This is a genomic window from Pseudosulfitobacter pseudonitzschiae, from assembly GCF_900129395.1.
GTDB classification, from domain to species: domain Bacteria; phylum Pseudomonadota; class Alphaproteobacteria; order Rhodobacterales; family Rhodobacteraceae; genus Pseudosulfitobacter; species Pseudosulfitobacter pseudonitzschiae.
Genome location: NZ_FQVP01000003.1, coordinates 418,911 through 435,369 on the forward strand (window position 1 = coordinate 418,911; position 16,459 = coordinate 435,369).

General features: G+C 62.3%; 20 protein-coding genes. 12 read left to right on the forward strand and 8 right to left on the reverse strand.

The features are described from left to right. Positions 1 to 118: 118 nt before the first annotated feature. The gene (locus tag BUC08_RS10200) at positions 119 to 1,039 is read right to left on the reverse strand and encodes a manganese-dependent inorganic pyrophosphatase (protein WP_037924142.1); all 921 of its coding nucleotides are present in this window, start codon (positions 1,037 to 1,039) and stop codon (positions 119 to 121) included. 141 nt (positions 1,040 to 1,180) lie between these two features. Beyond that, positions 1,181 to 1,534 (reverse strand): MmcQ/YjbR family DNA-binding protein, encoded by a 354-nt coding sequence (locus BUC08_RS10205; RefSeq protein WP_037924140.1) that lies wholly within the window; start codon positions 1,532 to 1,534, stop codon positions 1,181 to 1,183. A 53-nt stretch (positions 1,535 to 1,587) separates the two neighbouring features. Here BUC08_RS10205 and BUC08_RS10210 point away from each other — a divergent pair, with 53 nt between their 5' ends. Then, entirely contained in the window at positions 1,588 to 2,265 is a 678-nt protein-coding gene (locus BUC08_RS10210; protein ID WP_037924137.1) for a DUF2161 domain-containing phosphodiesterase, read from the forward strand. On the opposite strand, the gene BUC08_RS10215 is transcribed toward BUC08_RS10210, so the two are convergent. After that, positions 2,262 to 3,245 (reverse strand): TraB/GumN family protein, encoded by a 984-nt coding sequence (locus BUC08_RS10215; RefSeq protein ID WP_037924134.1) that lies wholly within the window; start codon positions 3,243 to 3,245, stop codon positions 2,262 to 2,264. The genes BUC08_RS10210 and BUC08_RS10215 overlap by 4 nt on opposite strands. A gap of 225 nt (positions 3,246 to 3,470) precedes the next feature. Here BUC08_RS10215 and BUC08_RS10220 point away from each other — a divergent pair, with 225 nt between their 5' ends. The 4 genes from BUC08_RS10220 to BUC08_RS10235 all read left to right on the forward strand — a co-directional run bounded on the left by BUC08_RS10220 (position 3,471) and on the right by BUC08_RS10235 (position 6,894). After that, the gene (locus BUC08_RS10220) at positions 3,471 to 3,758 is read left to right on the forward strand and encodes a co-chaperone GroES (RefSeq protein ID WP_028958561.1); all 288 of its coding nucleotides are present in this window, start codon (positions 3,471 to 3,473) and stop codon (positions 3,756 to 3,758) included. A gap of 55 nt (positions 3,759 to 3,813) precedes the next feature. Then, positions 3,814 to 5,460: a chaperonin GroEL gene (groL, locus tag BUC08_RS10225; RefSeq protein ID WP_028958560.1), complete on the forward strand. Its 1,647-nt coding sequence runs from the start codon at positions 3,814 to 3,816 to the stop codon at positions 5,458 to 5,460. Positions 5,461 to 5,550: 90 nt separating this feature from the next. Beyond that, the gene (locus BUC08_RS10230) at positions 5,551 to 6,033 is read left to right on the forward strand and encodes a GNAT family N-acetyltransferase (protein ID WP_051694126.1); all 483 of its coding nucleotides are present in this window, start codon (positions 5,551 to 5,553) and stop codon (positions 6,031 to 6,033) included. 12 nt (positions 6,034 to 6,045) lie between these two features. Beyond that, positions 6,046 to 6,894: a DMT family transporter gene (locus tag BUC08_RS10235; protein WP_037924131.1), complete on the forward strand. Its 849-nt coding sequence runs from the start codon at positions 6,046 to 6,048 to the stop codon at positions 6,892 to 6,894. Here the strand turns inward: BUC08_RS10235 and BUC08_RS10240 are convergent. After that, a complete protein-coding gene (locus BUC08_RS10240; protein WP_037924129.1) occupies positions 6,860 to 7,315 on the reverse strand; it encodes an NUDIX domain-containing protein in 456 nt (151 codons plus the stop codon). The two genes, BUC08_RS10235 and BUC08_RS10240, sit on opposite strands and share 35 nt — an antisense overlap. 82 nt (positions 7,316 to 7,397) lie before the next feature. Here BUC08_RS10240 and BUC08_RS10245 point away from each other — a divergent pair, with 82 nt between their 5' ends. Next, a complete protein-coding gene (locus BUC08_RS10245) occupies positions 7,398 to 8,177 on the forward strand; it encodes an esterase/lipase family protein (protein WP_224769691.1) in 780 nt (259 codons plus the stop codon). Beyond that, complete coding sequence (locus tag BUC08_RS10250) at positions 8,164 to 9,303, forward strand: alpha-D-ribose 1-methylphosphonate 5-triphosphate diphosphatase (RefSeq protein WP_037924127.1); 1,140 nt, start codon at positions 8,164 to 8,166, stop codon at positions 9,301 to 9,303. Before BUC08_RS10245 ends, BUC08_RS10250 begins: the two co-directional genes overlap by 14 nt. A gap of 65 nt (positions 9,304 to 9,368) precedes the next feature. On the opposite strand, the gene BUC08_RS10255 is transcribed toward BUC08_RS10250, so the two are convergent. From BUC08_RS10255 to BUC08_RS10265, 3 genes are all read right to left on the reverse strand, one after another. Further along, positions 9,369 to 10,436 carry a 5-(carboxyamino)imidazole ribonucleotide synthase gene (locus tag BUC08_RS10255; protein WP_037924125.1) on the reverse strand — a complete coding sequence of 356 codons (1,068 nt, stop codon included), beginning with the start codon at positions 10,434 to 10,436 and terminating at the stop codon, positions 9,369 to 9,371. After that, entirely contained in the window at positions 10,429 to 10,923 is a 495-nt protein-coding gene (gene purE / locus BUC08_RS10260) for a 5-(carboxyamino)imidazole ribonucleotide mutase (RefSeq protein ID WP_037924123.1), read from the reverse strand. The genes BUC08_RS10255 and purE overlap by 8 nt, the downstream gene beginning before the upstream one ends. Positions 10,924 to 10,988: 65 nt before the next feature. Then, complete coding sequence (locus BUC08_RS10265) at positions 10,989 to 11,213, reverse strand: YdcH family protein (protein ID WP_028958553.1); 225 nt, start codon at positions 11,211 to 11,213, stop codon at positions 10,989 to 10,991. A gap of 242 nt (positions 11,214 to 11,455) precedes the next feature. Between BUC08_RS10265 and BUC08_RS10270 the strand changes: the two genes are divergently transcribed. From BUC08_RS10270 to BUC08_RS10290, 5 genes are read left to right on the forward strand one after another with little or no spacing between them, the layout of a single operon-like run. Next, positions 11,456 to 11,869: an Hsp20 family protein gene (locus BUC08_RS10270; protein ID WP_037924121.1), complete on the forward strand. Its 414-nt coding sequence runs from the start codon at positions 11,456 to 11,458 to the stop codon at positions 11,867 to 11,869. A 4-nt stretch (positions 11,870 to 11,873) separates the two neighbouring features. Beyond that, positions 11,874 to 12,095, forward strand: coding sequence for a DUF1150 family protein (locus BUC08_RS10275; protein ID WP_037924117.1), 222 nt, complete (start codon positions 11,874 to 11,876; stop codon positions 12,093 to 12,095). A gap of 7 nt (positions 12,096 to 12,102) precedes the next feature. After that, entirely contained in the window at positions 12,103 to 12,942 is an 840-nt protein-coding gene (locus tag BUC08_RS10280) for a hypothetical protein (protein ID WP_037924114.1), read from the forward strand. After that, positions 12,939 to 13,814, forward strand: a complete 876-nt coding sequence (locus BUC08_RS10285; RefSeq protein ID WP_037924110.1) for a PhzF family phenazine biosynthesis protein — start codon at positions 12,939 to 12,941, stop codon at positions 13,812 to 13,814. Before BUC08_RS10280 ends, BUC08_RS10285 begins: the two co-directional genes overlap by 4 nt. Continuing rightward, complete coding sequence (locus BUC08_RS10290) at positions 13,807 to 14,652, forward strand: hypothetical protein (RefSeq protein WP_037924107.1); 846 nt, start codon at positions 13,807 to 13,809, stop codon at positions 14,650 to 14,652. Before BUC08_RS10285 ends, BUC08_RS10290 begins: the two co-directional genes overlap by 8 nt. 75 nt (positions 14,653 to 14,727) lie before the next feature. On the opposite strand, the gene BUC08_RS10295 is transcribed toward BUC08_RS10290, so the two are convergent. Next, a complete protein-coding gene (locus BUC08_RS10295) occupies positions 14,728 to 16,446 on the reverse strand; it encodes a bifunctional sulfate adenylyltransferase/adenylylsulfate kinase (RefSeq protein WP_037924104.1) in 1,719 nt (572 codons plus the stop codon). Between the last annotated feature and the right edge of the window lie 13 nt (positions 16,447 to 16,459).

Sequence of the window (16,459 nt, forward strand, 5' to 3'; positions counted from 1 at the left end):
GTGCAAGGGCGGGGTGGCCCCGGCAAGGCGCGGGCAAGAAAAAGGCGGGCAAAGCGCCCGCCTGAACCGGGGCGCTGCCCCTAATATATGTCATCCGCGCGCAAAGTCGCGGATCGCCTCAGACCTTGAGGTTCGGAATGATCTGCTTTTTGCGGCTCATCACGCCGGGCAGGACCACGGTGTCGCCTGTGACGGTTGCGCCAAAGCTTTTCTCGGCCACGGTTTTCACCAGGTCGTTGGGCACCAGCAACGTCGCTTCTTCGTTCAGGATGTCGACAACGAACAGCAGCACCTGGTCGGCCCCGTCTTCGGCGGCCACGTCTGTCATCGACGCCATCAGGCTGTCCTTGCGGTCCAGCACGATCTTGGGCGCTGTGGTTTCCAGCACGCTGACGCGGAAGTCTTTGCCCGCAACGGTGTATTCCTTGCTGTCCATGCGCAGCAGTTCCGCATCCGAGAAGGACGACACGTCGGATTTGGCTTCGAACATTTCAGACGCGTAGGACGGAATGTCGATGCCCAGCTGTTTGGCCAGATCATGGGCAATCGCCTTGTCTTCGTCGGTGGTGGTCGGGCTGCGGAATTCCAGTGTGTCGGACAGGATGCACGACAGCATCGCACCTTTGATGTCGTCGGGCATCTGCGCCATGTGCTTGCCGATCGACTTGAACATGATGGTCGCGGTGCAGGCCAGCGGCTCCATCACGATGTGGATCGGGCCGGCTGTTTCCAGGCCGCCCACCAGCTTGTGGTGGTCGATGATCGCCTTGATATCGCAGTTGTTGATGTTATCGGGCAGCTCGGCGGGGTTGTTGGTGTCGACGATGACAACGGGTGTGCCGTCGGCCACGGTGCTGACGATCTCGGGTTTGTCGAGGTTCCAGCGTTTCAGCATGAACGCCGCTTCGGTGTTCGGCTCGCCCAGCAGGACCGGCTTGGCGTCGACGCCGTGCACGGTTTTCAGATACCATGCCCAGATGATCGGGCTGCCGGTGCTGTCGGTGTCGGGGGATTTGTGGCCAAATACGAGCGTTGTCATGGGACATCCTAAGTCTGATTGCGGTTTTGCGGGCCTTATAGGGGGGCTGTTGCGGCTTGTCACCTGCGGTATTTTGGCCGTTTCGGGGTGCAGGTTTATGGCCCGCTTGCGCGGACGGTGTCTGATAGAAAGGGGCGGGCGCTAGAGGCCCAGTTCGGCGCGGGTCTTGCGGGGCAGTTTGGCCGCGATCATGTCGTAAGAGGCATCGATATGCTGTGCCAGTTCTACGTCGTTCAGGCCGGGTGTTCCGTGCTGTTGTATCCATTTCAGCCCGCGCGAGGCCAGGTAGGGGGCAGGGCGCAGGCCGGGCATGTCGCTGAGGATTTCAAAGGCCATATCCGTGACCTTGAACGTAAAGCCGGGCGTGTCCTCGGCCCAGCCGCAGATGGCGAACACCTTACCGCCGACTTTCCAGACATCGGAATTGCCCCACTGCACGACATGGGTGGCGGCGGGTTTGGCGGCGCAGTGCGCGTTGAATTCATCGCGGGTCATGGACGGACATTAGCGGCTTGGGGCGGGTTCGGAAATGGTGTTATCTGGCGGTCATGAGTGCGCCGCGTGAAACCGATCTGTATTTGCCCGTCAAAGCCTTTCTGGAGGGGCAGGGCTATGTGGTGAAGGCCGAAGTGGGCGCCGCCGATGTGGTCGCGGTGCGCGGGGGAGAGCCGCCGGTGGTGGTCGAGCTGAAGCTGGGGTTTTCGCTGACGCTGGTGCATCAGTGCGTGGCGCGGCTGGCGGTGTCGAATGACGTTTACATGGCCGTGGCGCGCGGGCAGGGGAAGCGGTTTCAGCGCGCGCTGAAAGAGATGATCACGCTGGCGCGGCGGCTGGGGCTGGGGTTGCTGACGGTGCGGATCAGCGACGGGCTGGTCGAGGTGCATTGCGATCCCGGGCCATATGCGCCCCGCAAGTCGAAGAAACGTCAGGGCCAGTTGCTGCGCGAGTTTGCGCGCCGACAAGGCGATCCGAACGATGGCGGGCAGACGCGGGTGGGGCTGGTCACGGCCTATCGTCAGGATGCGGTGAAGCTGGCGCTGTATTTATATGAGGCAGGGGCCTGCAAGGGCGCGGATGTGGCGCGCGAGACGGGTGTCGCGCGGGCCACGACGATGATGCGTGATGATCACTACGGCTGGTTCGAGAAGGTCGACAAGGGTGTCTATGGCCTGACCCCCAAGGGGGCCGAGGCGGTGATGGCGGCGGGGGCTGCGCTGGGCCGCTAGAACGGCTGGCGACGCAGGGTGTAACCTTCGTCCGCGAGCAGGTTCAGCAATCCGTGCGTGCCACCCAGATGGCCCGCGCCGACGGCGACGACGGTGACACCTTGGCTGGCGGTGATCTTGGGCAACCAGTTGGCGTTGCGTTGGGTGATCAGTTTGTCCAGCATATCGTCAAAAAGCGCGTCGAATTCGGCATCGGGCAGGTTCATCCAACTGCGGGCCACCACGCGGTTCAGCGGCAGGATCGCGCCATGATCTTCGTCAAAGTATTGCTCGATCAGCGTGGCGGTCATGTCTTCGGACTGCTGTACGGACATCACGCCAAGGCTCAGCAGCGCGACCTGCTCCTCCAACGGGTCCTGACCCATCAGTGTAAAGAGGGTGTCGAAGGGTTCCAGCGCCGTGGCGGGCACGTCGTTATCCTGTGCGATGTGCAACAGCGCCTTGTCCAGACCTTCGCCGCCGTCTTGCATGGACGTCAGCACGCAGGGCGGCATTCCCAGCACCAGCGACAGATACCACGGTTGAAATTTTGCAGCCATGAACGGCGGAATGCCCCGTTCGGACGCTGCGTGGGCCAGCTTGTCCCAATCCTCGGGCGGCATCATGTCGATCAGTGTGGGGCCTGATGTGAGCGAGATCAGCTCGGGGCGGGTGGCCATCGCGTCTTTCAACTGTTCTTCTTCCACCTCGGTTGCCTCGACCAACAGCGCGTCGGCTGATGCGATCACGGGTGCCAGCGCGTCGGCCACCGCTGGCAGGCGGGGATCGGCCACATGGATCGTACCGATCAGATGAATCGTCTGGTCCCCCTTGTGTGCGACCCAATGGTTCCCATCTGGGTAGGGCATGTCGCGCATCAGCGCGTCCAGTTCTGTGGTCTGGTCCGCAGCCAGACGGGCGCGCAGATCGGTGCCGTTGCAGGTGGCAAATGCCAGCTGTGGCAGCAGCAGGGCGGACATGAAAAGAAGGGTGCGTAGCATCGGTCAGGGGCCTTTCGGTCAGTGTCCGGCCACGCTATGTGCCCGCGCGGCAAAGGCAAAGGGGCGACCCTGAAAAAGCTGCGCAAAAATTGCAAACACACCTGTTGACAGCCCAGCCGCACATCCCTAGCTATGCGTCGTTATCACTCGGACGAGCTGAGTGCTAACACGGGGCGCCGAGGTGCCCTGCAAGGGAGTAACTTTGAGCCTTAAGGAGCTGCAAAGATGGCATTGAAACCGCTTCATGACCGCGTGCTGGTTCGCCGCACGGAAAGCGAAGAGAAAACTGCTGGCGGGTTGATTATTCCCGATAGCGCGAAGGAAAAGCCCTCGGAAGGCGAAGTTGTTTCGGTTGGCGCGGGCGCCCGCAAAGACAACGGCGAGCTGATCGAGATGGCCGTCAAGCCAGGCGACAAAATCCTGTTCGGCAAATGGTCGGGCACCGAAGTCACCGTCGCAGGCGAAGAACTGCTGATGATGAAAGAATCGGACATCATGGGGATCATCGAGTAAGCGCCACGCCTGCTCTGACCCTCATTGACCCACACATTCTCAAAGGAGAAAAATCATGGCTGCTAAGGACGTCAAATTTGACAGCGAAGCGCGCAACAAGATCCTGAAAGGTGTCAACATCCTTGCTGACGCCGTCAAGGTTACACTGGGCCCCAAAGGCCGTAACGTTGTTCTGGACAAATCCTTTGGCGCACCGCGCATCACCAAGGACGGTGTGTCGGTTGCCAAGGAAATCGAACTGGAAGACAAGTTCGAGAACATGGGCGCACAAATGGTCAAGGAAGTTGCTTCCCGGACCAATGACGAAGCTGGCGACGGTACAACAACCGCCACAGTTCTGGCCCAGGCTATCGTGCGCGAAGGCATGAAATCGGTTGCCGCCGGCATGAACCCGATGGACCTGAAGCGCGGCATCGACATGGCGACAGCCAAAGTCGTCGAAGCGATCAAGGCCGCGGCACGTGACGTGACCGACAGCGACGAAGTTGCCCAGGTTGGCACCATCTCGGCCAACGGCGAAAAAGAAATCGGTCGTCAGATTGCCGACGCGATGCAAAAAGTCGGCAACGAAGGTGTGATCACCGTCGAAGAAAACAAGGGTCTGGAAACAGAAACCGTTGTTGTCGAAGGTATGCAGTTCGACCGTGGCTACCTGAGCCCCTATTTCGTCACCAACGCCGACAAGATGACTGTCGAGCTGGAAGACGTGATCATCCTGCTGCACGAGAAAAAACTGTCGAGCCTTCAGCCGATGGTTCCGCTGCTGGAGCAAGTGATCCAGTCGCAAAAACCCCTGCTGATCATCGCGGAAGACGTCGAAGGCGAAGCGCTGGCGACACTGGTTGTCAACAAACTGCGTGGCGGTCTGAAAATTGCTGCGGTCAAAGCACCCGGTTTCGGCGATCGCCGCAAAGCGATGCTGCAAGACCTTGCGATCCTGACCGGCGGTCAGGTGATCTCGGAAGATCTGGGCATGAAGCTGGAGTCCGTTACCATGGACATGCTGGGTTCGGCCAAGAAAGTTTCGATCACCAAGGACGAGACCACCGTTGTTGATGGCGCAGGCGAGAAGGCCGAGATCGAAGCACGTGTTGCCCAGATCCGTAACCAGATCGAAGAAACCACATCCGATTACGACCGTGAAAAACTGCAAGAACGCGTTGCCAAACTGGCAGGCGGTGTTGCCGTGATCCGCGTGGGCGGCATGTCGGAAATCGAAGTCAAAGAACGCAAAGACCGCGTTGACGATGCTCTGAACGCGACACGTGCCGCTGTTCAGGAAGGTATCGTTGTGGGTGGTGGTGTTGCCCTGGTCCAAGCCGGCAAAGTGCTGGAAGGGTTCAAAGGCGACAACAACGACCAAGACGTTGGTATCAGCATCGTGCGCAAGGCCGTGGAAGCACCGCTGCGTCAGATTGCTGAGAACGCTGGCGTCGACGGCGCAGTTGTTGCGGGCAAGATCCGTGAAAGCAGCGACCTGACATTCGGTTTCAACGCGCAGACCGAAGAATATGGCGATATGTTCAAGTTCGGCGTGATCGACCCTGCCAAAGTGGTGCGCACCGCACTGCAAGACGCGGCATCGGTTGCAGCTTTGCTGATCACCACCGAAGCCATGGTTGCCGACAAGCCGTCGAAAGACAACGGCGGCGGCGGCATGCCCGATATGGGCGGCATGGGCGGCATGGGCGGCATGATGTAATCTGCCGTTCCTCACCGAACGCTTTGTTCTATAAGAAGGGGCTGCCTGCGGGCGGCCCCTTTTTTCATGTGCCATTCAGGAGGGCAGACGATGCTGATCGGACCGGATTTCTCCCGCGAAATGCGGCGGGGAGAAGAGGATGCGGTTGATGCGCTGTTGCGCAGCGCCTTTGACGGTCCGGACGAGGCAGAGCTGGTGCACGCGCTGCGCAGGGCCGGTGCAATGGCGGGCGAAAGCGTGGCCACCTGGGATGGGCGCATTGCGGGCTATTACGCATTGTCGCACATGATCGCACCAAAGGGTTGGCTGTGCCTGGCCCCTGTTGCCGTTTCGCCGGACCGTCAACGCCATGGGCTGGGGCGACGGATGATCGGGATGCTGGCCGAATGGGCACGGCTGAGCGAGACTTATGTTGTCGTGCTGGGGCAGGTGTCGTTTTACGAGCGGGCCGGGTTTTCCCTGGCGCGCGCACAGCGGCTGAACTCGCCCTATCCGCTGGAACACACGATGATCGCGGGACCGGGCGCGGATGTGCCTGCGGTCGCTTTGAAGTATCCGAAAGCCTTTGGATAAACGGACACCAGAATGAAACTTGCGCTTCTCACTGCCCTTACAATGACGGCGTTCGCGGCCAATTCGGTGCTGAACCGCGCCGCTGTTGGCAGTGGCAGCATTGATGCCGCCAGCTTTGCGTTGATCCGGGTGATCGCGGGCATCGTGATCCTGTGCATGGTGCTGAGTGTGCGGGGCACACCGCTGCCGCTGTTTCGGCGTGCGCGGGTGCTGGGCGCGGTGTCGCTGGCGGCTTATATGGCCGGGTTTTCGCTGTCCTATGTGGTGCTGGATGCAGGGCTGGGCGCGCTGATCCTGTTCGGGGTGGTTCAGATCACGATGTTTGGCTGGGGGGCCTTTCGCGGGACTGCCCCTACGGCACGACAGATGGCGGGGGCGGGCGTGGCCTTTGCCGGTTTGCTGTTGGTGCTGTGGCCCGGACCGGGCAGCCGCACCGACCCTGCGGGGGCGATGATGATGGTGATCGCGGGGCTGGGCTGGGCCGCCTACACGATTTCGGGCAAGGCCGAATCCGATCCGCTTCCTGCCACGGCGGCGAATTTCCTGCTGTGCCTGCCGGTGCTGGCGCTGTTCCTGATCGGGCCTGACATGCACGCGGGCCCAGTGGGGATCGGGCTGGCGGTGCTCTCGGGGGCGGTGACCTCGGGTCTGGGCTATGCGCTGTGGTATGCTGTGCTGCCGCGTCTGGCGCAGGCGACGGCGGCCGTTGTTCAGTTGAGCGTGCCGATCATCGCAATTGTCGCGGGGGCTGCCATCCTGGGGGAAGCGGTAAGCGCGCTGATGGTTGTCGCCGCCGCGCTTGTGCTGGGGGGGATTGCGTGGGCTGTCACAGCACCAAAGGTTCCAGCGAATCATAGCTGATCGCGTCATCGTCAAAGGCCACAGCCCCAAGGCTTGACGGTTTGTGCGGTACATCTGCCAGCTCTGCGCGGGTCACCCAGCGGCGCCGGGTCACCACCGCCTCGGGGTCTTTCCAGCTGTCGGGCGTCTCGGCGCTGCCCACCAGGGTGCAGCGAAAGAACACCTCGACCTGATGGAAGTCGCGGTTGCGGTCATGGAATTCGTTGACCAGGCACGGCGCGCCGACGGTAACCCGCAAGCCGGTTTCCTCGTGCACCTCGCGGGCAAGGTTTTCGGGCAGGCTGCTATGCGCCTCGACCCCGCCGCCGGGGGCGCACATCAGCGGGCTGCGGTTGCCGGAAAAGGCATTCACCAGCAGCAACCGCCCCTCGTGGACAATGACCGCACGGGCGGCGATGCGGGGTGGGCGCGGGCTGGACATGGACGGGTTTCCCTAAAGTGTTGCGCGTGGGCCATTCCATAAGGCGCGCAATGGCACTATCTCACAGCCCATGAGAGTTTGCATGTCGATCTTGCCCCTGCTGATGCTGTTGTCCGCGCCTGCGCGGGCGGATTGCGTGATCCTGCTTCACGGGCTGGCGCGCACCGAGACATCCTTTGCCCTGATGGAAGCCGCACTGAAGGCAGACGGGTTTCAGGTTGTCCGCCCCGGCTATCCGTCGACGCAAGCGCGGGTCGGATCGCTGTCCGAGGGCGTGATGCCCGCCGCGCTGGCGGAATGTGGCGACCAGACCGTCGATTTCGTCACGCATTCGATGGGCGGTATCCTGGTGCGCGAATGGTTGCGGGATCACGACCTGCCGAACCTAGGGCGCGTGGTCATGCTGGCCCCGCCGAACCAGGGCAGCGAAGTGGTGGACAAGCTGGGTGATCTGGCCGCTTTTGAGTGGATGAACGGCCCGGCAGGCGCGCAGATGGGAACCGGCCCCGACAGCCTGCCGCGCAGCTTGCCGCCGGTGGACTATCCGGTGGGGGTGATCGCGGGCAACCAGTCGCTGAACGCCTATTTCTCGTCGCTGCTGCCGGGGCCGGATGATGGCAAGGTCAGCGTGGCCTCGACACGTGTGGAGGGCATGACTGCGCATATCGTTCTGCCGGTCACCCACACGTTTATCATGAACAACCCGCGCGTGATTTCGCAAACCGTGCATTTCCTGCGTACCGGCACCTTCGAGGACAATATCTCGTGGTTGGACGCGGTGCTGGAGCAACTGGATTGCCCCAGCGGCGATTGCGTGGCGCGTGGCGGGTTTTGGGGATCAAAGCGCAATGCTGACAATTGATATCACCGGGGCCGAGGTATTGGGCCCGCAGGGCTTTCACCGCGACGGGCTGAGCTTGGGCGATGGGGTGATTGCCGATGCGCCTGTGGGGCGGTCGGTGGATCTGAGCGGTTTTCGCGTGTTGCCTGGTATCGTGGACGTGCACGGCGACGGGTTCGAGCGGCATCTGGCTCCGCGGCGCGGTGCGATGAAACAGATGGCCGAGGGGCTGATCGCAGCCGAGGCGGAACTGGCCGCCAATGGCATCACCACCGGTGTTCTGGCGCAATTTGTCAGCTGGGAGGGGGGCTTGCGCGGCATGGAGTTTGCCGATCAGGTGTTCACCGCCATCCGCGACACGGCAGGCGGGCTGGTCACCGATCTGCGCCCGCAGCTGCGGTTCGAGACGCATTTGCTGGACGATTACGCAGGCCTGCCTGCACGGATTGCCGAATGGGGCGTGTCCTATGTGGTGTTCAACGATCACCTGCCACACGCGCGTCTGGCCGAGGGGCGCAAGCCGCCGCGTCTGGTGGGGCAGGCGTTGAAGGCGCAGCGCAATCCCGAGGTTCATTTCCAGATGCTGCTGGACCTGCACGCGCGGCGCGCCGAGGTGCCTGCCGCTTTGGATACGCTGTGCGCCGAACTGGACCGGATGGGGGTCCAGATGGGCAGCCACGACGACCACACCGCCGAAGATCGCGCCGCGTGGCGCGCGCGGGGCGTGAAAGTGTCGGAATTTCCCGAAACGCTGGACGCCGCCGAGGCGGCATCAGGCGCGGGGGATGTGGTTATCTTGGGGGCGCCCAATCTGGTGCGGGGCGGTTCGCACAAGGGCAACGTCTCGGCGCTGGACGTGGTGTCGATGGGCATGGCTGATGCCGTGGCCTCGGATTACCACTATCCCAGCCCGCGCCGCGCGGCGCTGATGCTGGCGCGCTCGGGCGTTATGGGCTTTGCCGATGCATGGGCGCTGGTGTCTGCGGGCCCTGCGCGGGCGCTGGGGTTGGACGATCGCGGCGTGTTGCAGGCAGGCAAGCGCGCCGATCTGGTGGTGCTGGACGGCGCTGACCGCGTGGCGATGACGGTCAGCGGCGGGCGCGTCAGCTATCTGTCGGGCGATATTGCGGCGCGGTTGGTGGCGTGACCCCGACGGGGGGCGCTGGATGACAGCGGCCCTCCGGGGGGGATTTTCAAGCCAAAAGAAAGCAGTCAGCGCGTGATGCGGTTGACGTGGCCCATCTTGCGGCCCGGTTTTGTTTCGGCCTTGCCATAGAGGTGCAAGGCGGTGTCGGGAGCGGCGGCCAGTTCGGGCACGCGGTCCATGTCGTGGCCGATCAGGTTTTCCATCACCACGTCACTGTGGCGCTGCCCGTCGCCCAAGGGCCAGCCGGCAACCGCGCGGATGTGCTGTTCGAACTGGTCCACCGCACAGCCGTTCTGGGTCCAGTGGCCCGAGTTGTGCACGCGCGGGGCGATCTCGTTCACGATCAGGCCGGTGGGGGTGACGAACAGCTCGACCCCCATGACGCCCACGTAATCCAGCGCGTTCAGGATGCGCGCGGCCAGCAGCACAGCATCGGTGCGCGCGCTGGCAGGCAGCGAGGCCGGGACGGTGGTGGTGTGCAGGATACCGTCGCGGTGGACATTTTCGCCGGGGTCATAGCAGGCGACATCGCCCGAGGCGCTGCGGGCGGCGATGACGGACACTTCGATGGTGAAGTCAACGAACCCTTCCAGCAGGGCGGGGGCACCGGCCATGTCGGTGATGGCCTGGGCGGCGTCGGCGTCGGATTTCAGGCGGGCCTGTCCCTTGCCGTCATAGCCGAAACGCCGGGTTTTCAGGATCGACGGCGTGCCGATGGTAACAAGGGCAGCGTCCAGTGCGTCGGCGTCGGGAATGTCGGCGTAGGGCGCGGTGTTCAGGCCCAGACCTGTCAGGAAATCCTTTTCGGTCAGGCGGTCCTGACTGATCCGCAATGCCTCGCGGTTGGGATGGATCGGTTTGATCGCCTCGAGGATGTCCAGCGCCTCGGTGGGGATGTTCTCGAACTCATAGGTGATGACATCGACCGACTGCGCAAAGGCGGTCAGTGCGGCGGTGTCGTCATAGGCGGCCGTGGTGCAGGCATGGGCCACGTCTGCGGCGGGCGGATTGGCGCCGGGCTCATAGATGTGGGTCTTGAAGCCGAGGCGGGCGGCCGCGACCGACAACATGCGACCCAGTTGGCCACCGCCGAGAATGCCGATTGTTGCGCCTGTGGGGAGGGGATCAGTCATCGGAAGGCTCTTCCGGGATCGAAGCCGACAGATCGGCGCGCCATTGGTCCAGACGCTGGGCGAGGTCGGCGTCATTCAGGGCCAGGATGCCCGCCGCCATCAGACCGGCATTGGCAGCCCCTGCGGCACCGATGGCCATGGTGGCCACGGGAAAGCCGCGGGGCATTTGCAGGATGGAATACAGCGAATCGACACCGGACAATGCCTTGGTCAGGACAGGCACGCCGATCACAGGCACGCGGGTCTTTGACGCCATCATGCCCGGCAGATGCGCGGCACCGCCTGCGCCGGCGATGATCACCTGCAAGCCGCGATCCACGGCTGTCTTGCCATAATCCCACAGCCGGTCTGGCGTGCGGTGGGCCGACACGATACGGGTTTCAAAGGTAACGCCCAGATCCTCCAGCATTTGTGCCGCTTCGCGCATGGTGGGCCAGTCGGACTGGCTGCCCATGATAATGCCGACTTTGGGGGATTGGTCTGTCATCCTGCGCCCTCGTGTATTGCTGTTTTGTCCGGGAGTTATACGGACCTGATCCTGCGGAGCAAGGCTCAGGCGATGATGTCGGGGGTCAGCCGGTCCTCGATTGTCGCAATCAGATCTTTCAGGCGCAATTTACGCTTTTTCAACCGTTGCAAGGTCAGCGGGTCGGAGGTGGCGCGCTGTGTCATCGCGGAAATCGCCTCGTCCAGATCACGATGCTCGCGCCGGAATACTTCCAGTTCGACGCGCAGGACGTCGTCGTTCTTCATCGAAAGATCTGAGGGCGCATTCATGGGTCGTGATTCCCGCAAAGTGAGGAGTTGTATACATAGGCGATGACACCCGCTGCGCATAGGGTCTTGGCGTTGCAAATGCCGTGATTGGGGGGCTGAAATTGTCGCTTTTTTAACAAAGCGGGGGCGCATGGACGGCCAGACCTCTTGTCTGGGGGCGGAATTCTTCCCATATTCTGATCAAGCGGTTGCCAATCGGGGCCGCGCCTGACTGTCGCTTGATCTGATAAGGACGTGTCGCAATGACGAAAATGACCTTGGGCTCGCACCCGCATATGCTGGGGTTTGAGCAACTGGAGCGCCTGCTGGAACGCACGGCGAAATCCGGCAACGAAGGCTACCCGCCTTTCAATATCGAACAAACTTCCGATTTTTCCTATCGCATCACATTGGCCGTGGCCGGTTTTGCCGAGGAAGATCTGCAAATCACGGTCGAGGACCGCACGCTGGTGATCCGCGGGCGGCAATCCGATGACGGCGAGGGCAGGGTGTTTTTGCACCGTGGCATCGCCGCGCGACAATTCCAACGGACCTTTGTGCTGGCTGACAGCGTTGAGGTTGGAGAGGCGATCATTGAAAACGGTCTGCTGCATGTCGATCTGACGCGGGCGAAACCCGAAACAGTCGTCCAGACCATCCGCATTCGGAAAGGGTAACCACATGGAAACGCCATTTGACACAGAACCCAAAAGCAACATCGTTTATGTCAAAACGATCGACGTAAGCGACCTGCCGCAGGACGTTCAGGAACAGGCCGAAGGTCTGGAACATCTTTACGCCGTGCATGATGCACAGGGCACCCAGCTTGCCCTGGTCGCGGATCGCAAGATGGCCTTTGTGCTGGCACGGCAGAATGATCTGGCACCTCAGGCGGTGCACTAAAGCGACTGTGCTGCTGGTCCTTTGGGCCGGCAGCCTGTGGGCCGATGTGCCCGTTCATGCAGCCAGCGCTCAAGAGCGCGCATTGCTGCAACAGACCGAGGCGCAGGTGCGCCGGTATTTTCTGACCAACTTTGGTGTCGAAGTGACCACACGGTTCGCGCTTGTGGGCGCGGGCGAGGCGGAGAGTCTGCTTGTACAAGTGCAGGCCGCGCAGTCGGCAGGCGGTTGGCGGGTCCGACGCAAGCCGCTGAATGCCGCGCGGGTTTGTCCATCAGGGCGTGTCGGTGGTGCTGCAAACCGGACGTTCATCGCGCTGTGCTGGCCCGCGCCGGTCACCGGGGGCGCCGGTGATCACCCGTTACAATTGTCGGCGGGTGCGGTTCTGGCACACGAATATGTTCACCAACTGCAATATGATCTTGCGCAGGATCGCCCGGCACAGCGGTTGGGTGACGACTGGTTGCTGGGACCGGCCTGGCTGGTCGAGGGAACGGCAGAGGTGTTTGAAGAACACTATCGCACAGGCGGTGCCGCGGTGGACGGGGTGGCGTTGTTCAACATGCAATCCTCGGCCCGGCGGTCGCGGCTGACGCTGGATCAGATGCGGGTCACGGGCGCGCTTGCGGACGGGCAAGCTTATGGTGTGGCGCGCTTCGCGGCGTTCCTGTTGTCGGGGCGATACGGGCCGGATGCATTGCTGGACTATTTTGCGGCATTGGGGCGGACGAAAGATCAGGACGCGGCCTTTCTTGCCGCCTTCGGGACGACTATGGTTGCCTTTGAAAGTGATTTTGAGGCGGTGCGCCGTGATTTTGGCGCGGCCAAGGCCTATGTGGGGATGGAATGACATTTGATTTTGATTGGGTGGATGCGTTCACGGACCGCGCCTTTGGGGGCAACGGCTGTGCCGTGGTGCATCAGGGGGCCGGACTGAGCGTCGATACCTGCATGGCCTATGTGCGCGAAACGTCCCTTGTGGAATGTACCTTTACCGGCCCGTCGGATGTGGCAGATGTGCGTGTGCGCTATTTTCTGGCCAGCCGCGAAATCCCTTTTGCGGGCCATCCCACGATTGCCACCGTTGCCGCGATGCGGGCGCGAGGCTTGATCAGTGACGGGCCTCTGGCGCTGGAAACGGGCGCGGGACTGGTGCCGGTGACCGTGCAGGGCATGCGCGTGAGCATGACACAGGTGGCGCCACAGTTTGGCGCGCTGGTTGATCCCGCGCTGGTGGCGGCGGTGGGGAGCGTTGCGGCTGATGATATAGTCAGCCCGCCGCAACTGGTCAGCACGGGCCTGCCTTTTGTCATCACTGTCCTGAAAGACCGCGCGACGTTGGAGGGTTTGCAGCTGAACCCGCAGGCGCTGGCCGATATGGCGGCGACGCTGGGCGGGGACACCGACCTGATGGAGCCGTTCTGGTGCACGCTCGACGGCTTTACAGATGCCGGCGATACAGCCGCACGGCTGCTTCTGGCCCCGCCCAGCCCGCCCGAAGACCCGTTCACCGGTTCGGCCACTGGCGCGATGGCGGCCTATCTGTGGGCGCAGGGGCTGATCGAGAGGCCCGATTTTACCGCCGAGCAGGGGCACGGGATGGGCCGCCCCGGACGGGCGCAGGTGCGGGTTCTGGGGCCGCGCGACGCGATCACGGGTGTTGAAGTTGCGGGCGACGGTTTTGTCCTGATGTCGGGTACGGTGGACCTGCCGAATGGGTGAACCAGCGATCGCGGTTCTGCCCTATGGCAATGGCATTGGCAAACGCGTGGCCGACTTGCCGCTGAACATGCTGCATTGGCCCGTGGGCCGTCCGGCAAGGATGAGCAGCGGAACGGTGGCCGATCTGGGGCCGAAGGATCACCTTTTGGTCTACCCCAAGACCTCGATGCATATGCGTCCCTTTGGCGTGGCGGCGCAGGTCAGCGTCATGGTGGTCGAACCACGGGCGATCCATGCCCGTCACCTGCGCCTGCTGCGCTGGACCCATCGGCGGTATCACCGGATTTTCACCCATGATGACCGTCTTTTGCGATCTGCGCCGAACGCGCGTTTCCTTGCTGCGGCGCGCACCTGGGTGCCGGAATGGGACACGTTGGACCTGTCCAAGACCGAGAACGTGTCGCTGATTGCGTCCAACCGGCGCGACCTGGAAGGGCACAAGCTGCGCCATGCCGTGGCCGAAGCCACGCAGGGCGTCACGCTAATGGGGCGCGGCTATGCCCCGTTCGAGCACAAACACGAAGGTCTGGCGCCGTTCCGGTTTTCGGTGGTGATCGAGAACATGCGCGCGCAGGGGTATTTCAGCGAAAAGCTGGTCGACGCGCTGCTGTGTGAAACCGTGCCGATCTATTGGGGGGCACCGGATGTCGCCGATTATTTCGACGCCGACGGAATGATCCTGTGCACAACCAAAGACGAAATTCTGACCGCGGTCGCGCGCGCCGACGCCGACCTGTACGACGCGATGCGCCCGGCAGTGTTGCGGGCCAAGGCGCAGGCGACGCGATGGTCCGACTATGAGCAGGCCGCGGCGCAAATGTTGCGCGACGGGATCTGAGCGCTGCAAGCAGGCTGGAATGAAAAAGGCCCCGCCGATGACAGCGGGGCCTTTTCTATTTGAGGGTATCGCGCCTTATTCGGCGGCGATCAGGCCCATGCTTTCCAGTTTCAGCAGAACCTGGTGGGCACAGTTGTCCACCTCGATGTTCTCTGTTTGCAGGCGCAGTTCGGGGTTTTCGGGCACGTCGTAGGGGTCGGAGATGCCGGTGAATTCCTTGATCTTGCCTTCTCGCGCCAGCTTGTACAGGCCCTTGCGGTCCCGGCGCTCGCATTCCTCGATGGTGGTGGCGACGTGAACTTCGACAAAGGCGCCAAAGGCTTCGATGTCTTCACGCACCGCGCGGCGGGTTGTGGCATAGGGCGCGATGGGCGCGCAGATGGCGATGCCGCCGTTCTTGGTGATTTCCGACGCGACATAGCCGATGCGACGGATGTTCAGATCGCGGTGCTCTTTCGAGAAACCCAGTTCCGAGCTGAGGTTCTTGCGGACCAGATCGCCGTCCAGCAGCGTCACGGGACGACCGCCCATTTCCATCAACTTGACCATCAGCGCGTTTGCGATGGTGGATTTGCCCGAACCCGAGAAGCCGGTGAAAAAGACGGTAAAGCCTTGTTTCGAACGCGGCGGCTTGGTGCGGCGCAGTTCCTTGACCACCTCGGGGAAGGAGAACCACTCGGGGATTTCCAGACCTTCTTGCAGACGGCGGCGCAGCTCGGTGCCCGAGATGTTCAGGATGGTCACATCGTCCTTGTCCTTGATCTCGTCCATGGCCTCGTATTGTGCGCGTTCCTGCACCCAGACCATGTGTTTGAAATCGACCATTTCGATGCCCATTTCTTCCTGATGCGCGCGGAACAGGTCCTGTGCATCATAGGGGCCGTAGAAATCTTCGCCTTTGGAGTTCGAGCCGGGGCCTGCGTGGTCACGGCCAACGATAAAGTGGGTGCAGCCGTGGTTCTTGCGGATCAGGCCGTGCCAGACAGCCTCGCGCGGGCCTGCCATACGCATGGCCAGGTTCAGTAGCGACATCGACGTGGTGGCCGCCGGATATTTGTCCAGAACCGCCTCGTAGCAGCGCACGCGGGTAAAGTGGTCGACGTCGCCGGGTTTGGTCAGACCAACAACAGGGTGGATCAGCAGGTTGGCCTGTGCTTCGCGCGCGGCGCGGAAGGTCAGTTCCTGGTGGGCGCGGTGCAGCGGGTTGCGGGTTTGGAACGCAACCACTTTGCGCCAGCCCATTTTGCGGAAGTAGCTGCGCAATTCGTTTGGCGTGTCGCGGCGGGCGCGGAAATCGTAGTGCACGGGTTGCTGGATGCCGGTGACCGGACCGCCCAGATAGATCTTGCCAGCCTGATTGTGCAGGTAGTTCACCGCGGGGTGCTTGTCGTCATCCGCACCAAAAACCTTTTCCGCTTCGTTGGCCTTGTTCGGCTCCCAACGGTCGGTGACGGTCATAGTGGCCAGAATGACGCCTTCTTGGTCACGCAGGGCGATGTCCTGTCCGATTTCCAGACCCTCGGCGAATTGTTCGCTTACGTCCAGCGTGATGGGCATCGGCCACAGGCTGCCATCCGACAGGCGCATGTCTTCGACGACGCTGTTGTAATCTTGCTCGGACAAGAAGCCCTTGAGCGGATTAAAACCGCCGTTCATCAGCAGCTCCAGGTCGCAGATCTGGCGCGGTGTCAGGTCATGGCTGACCAGATCGGCTGCTTCGAGTTTGAGCTTTTGCGCGGAATCATAAGAAACATAGAGTTCTGGAATCGGGGCGAGATTATTCTGCATCGGCATGAAGATTACTTTC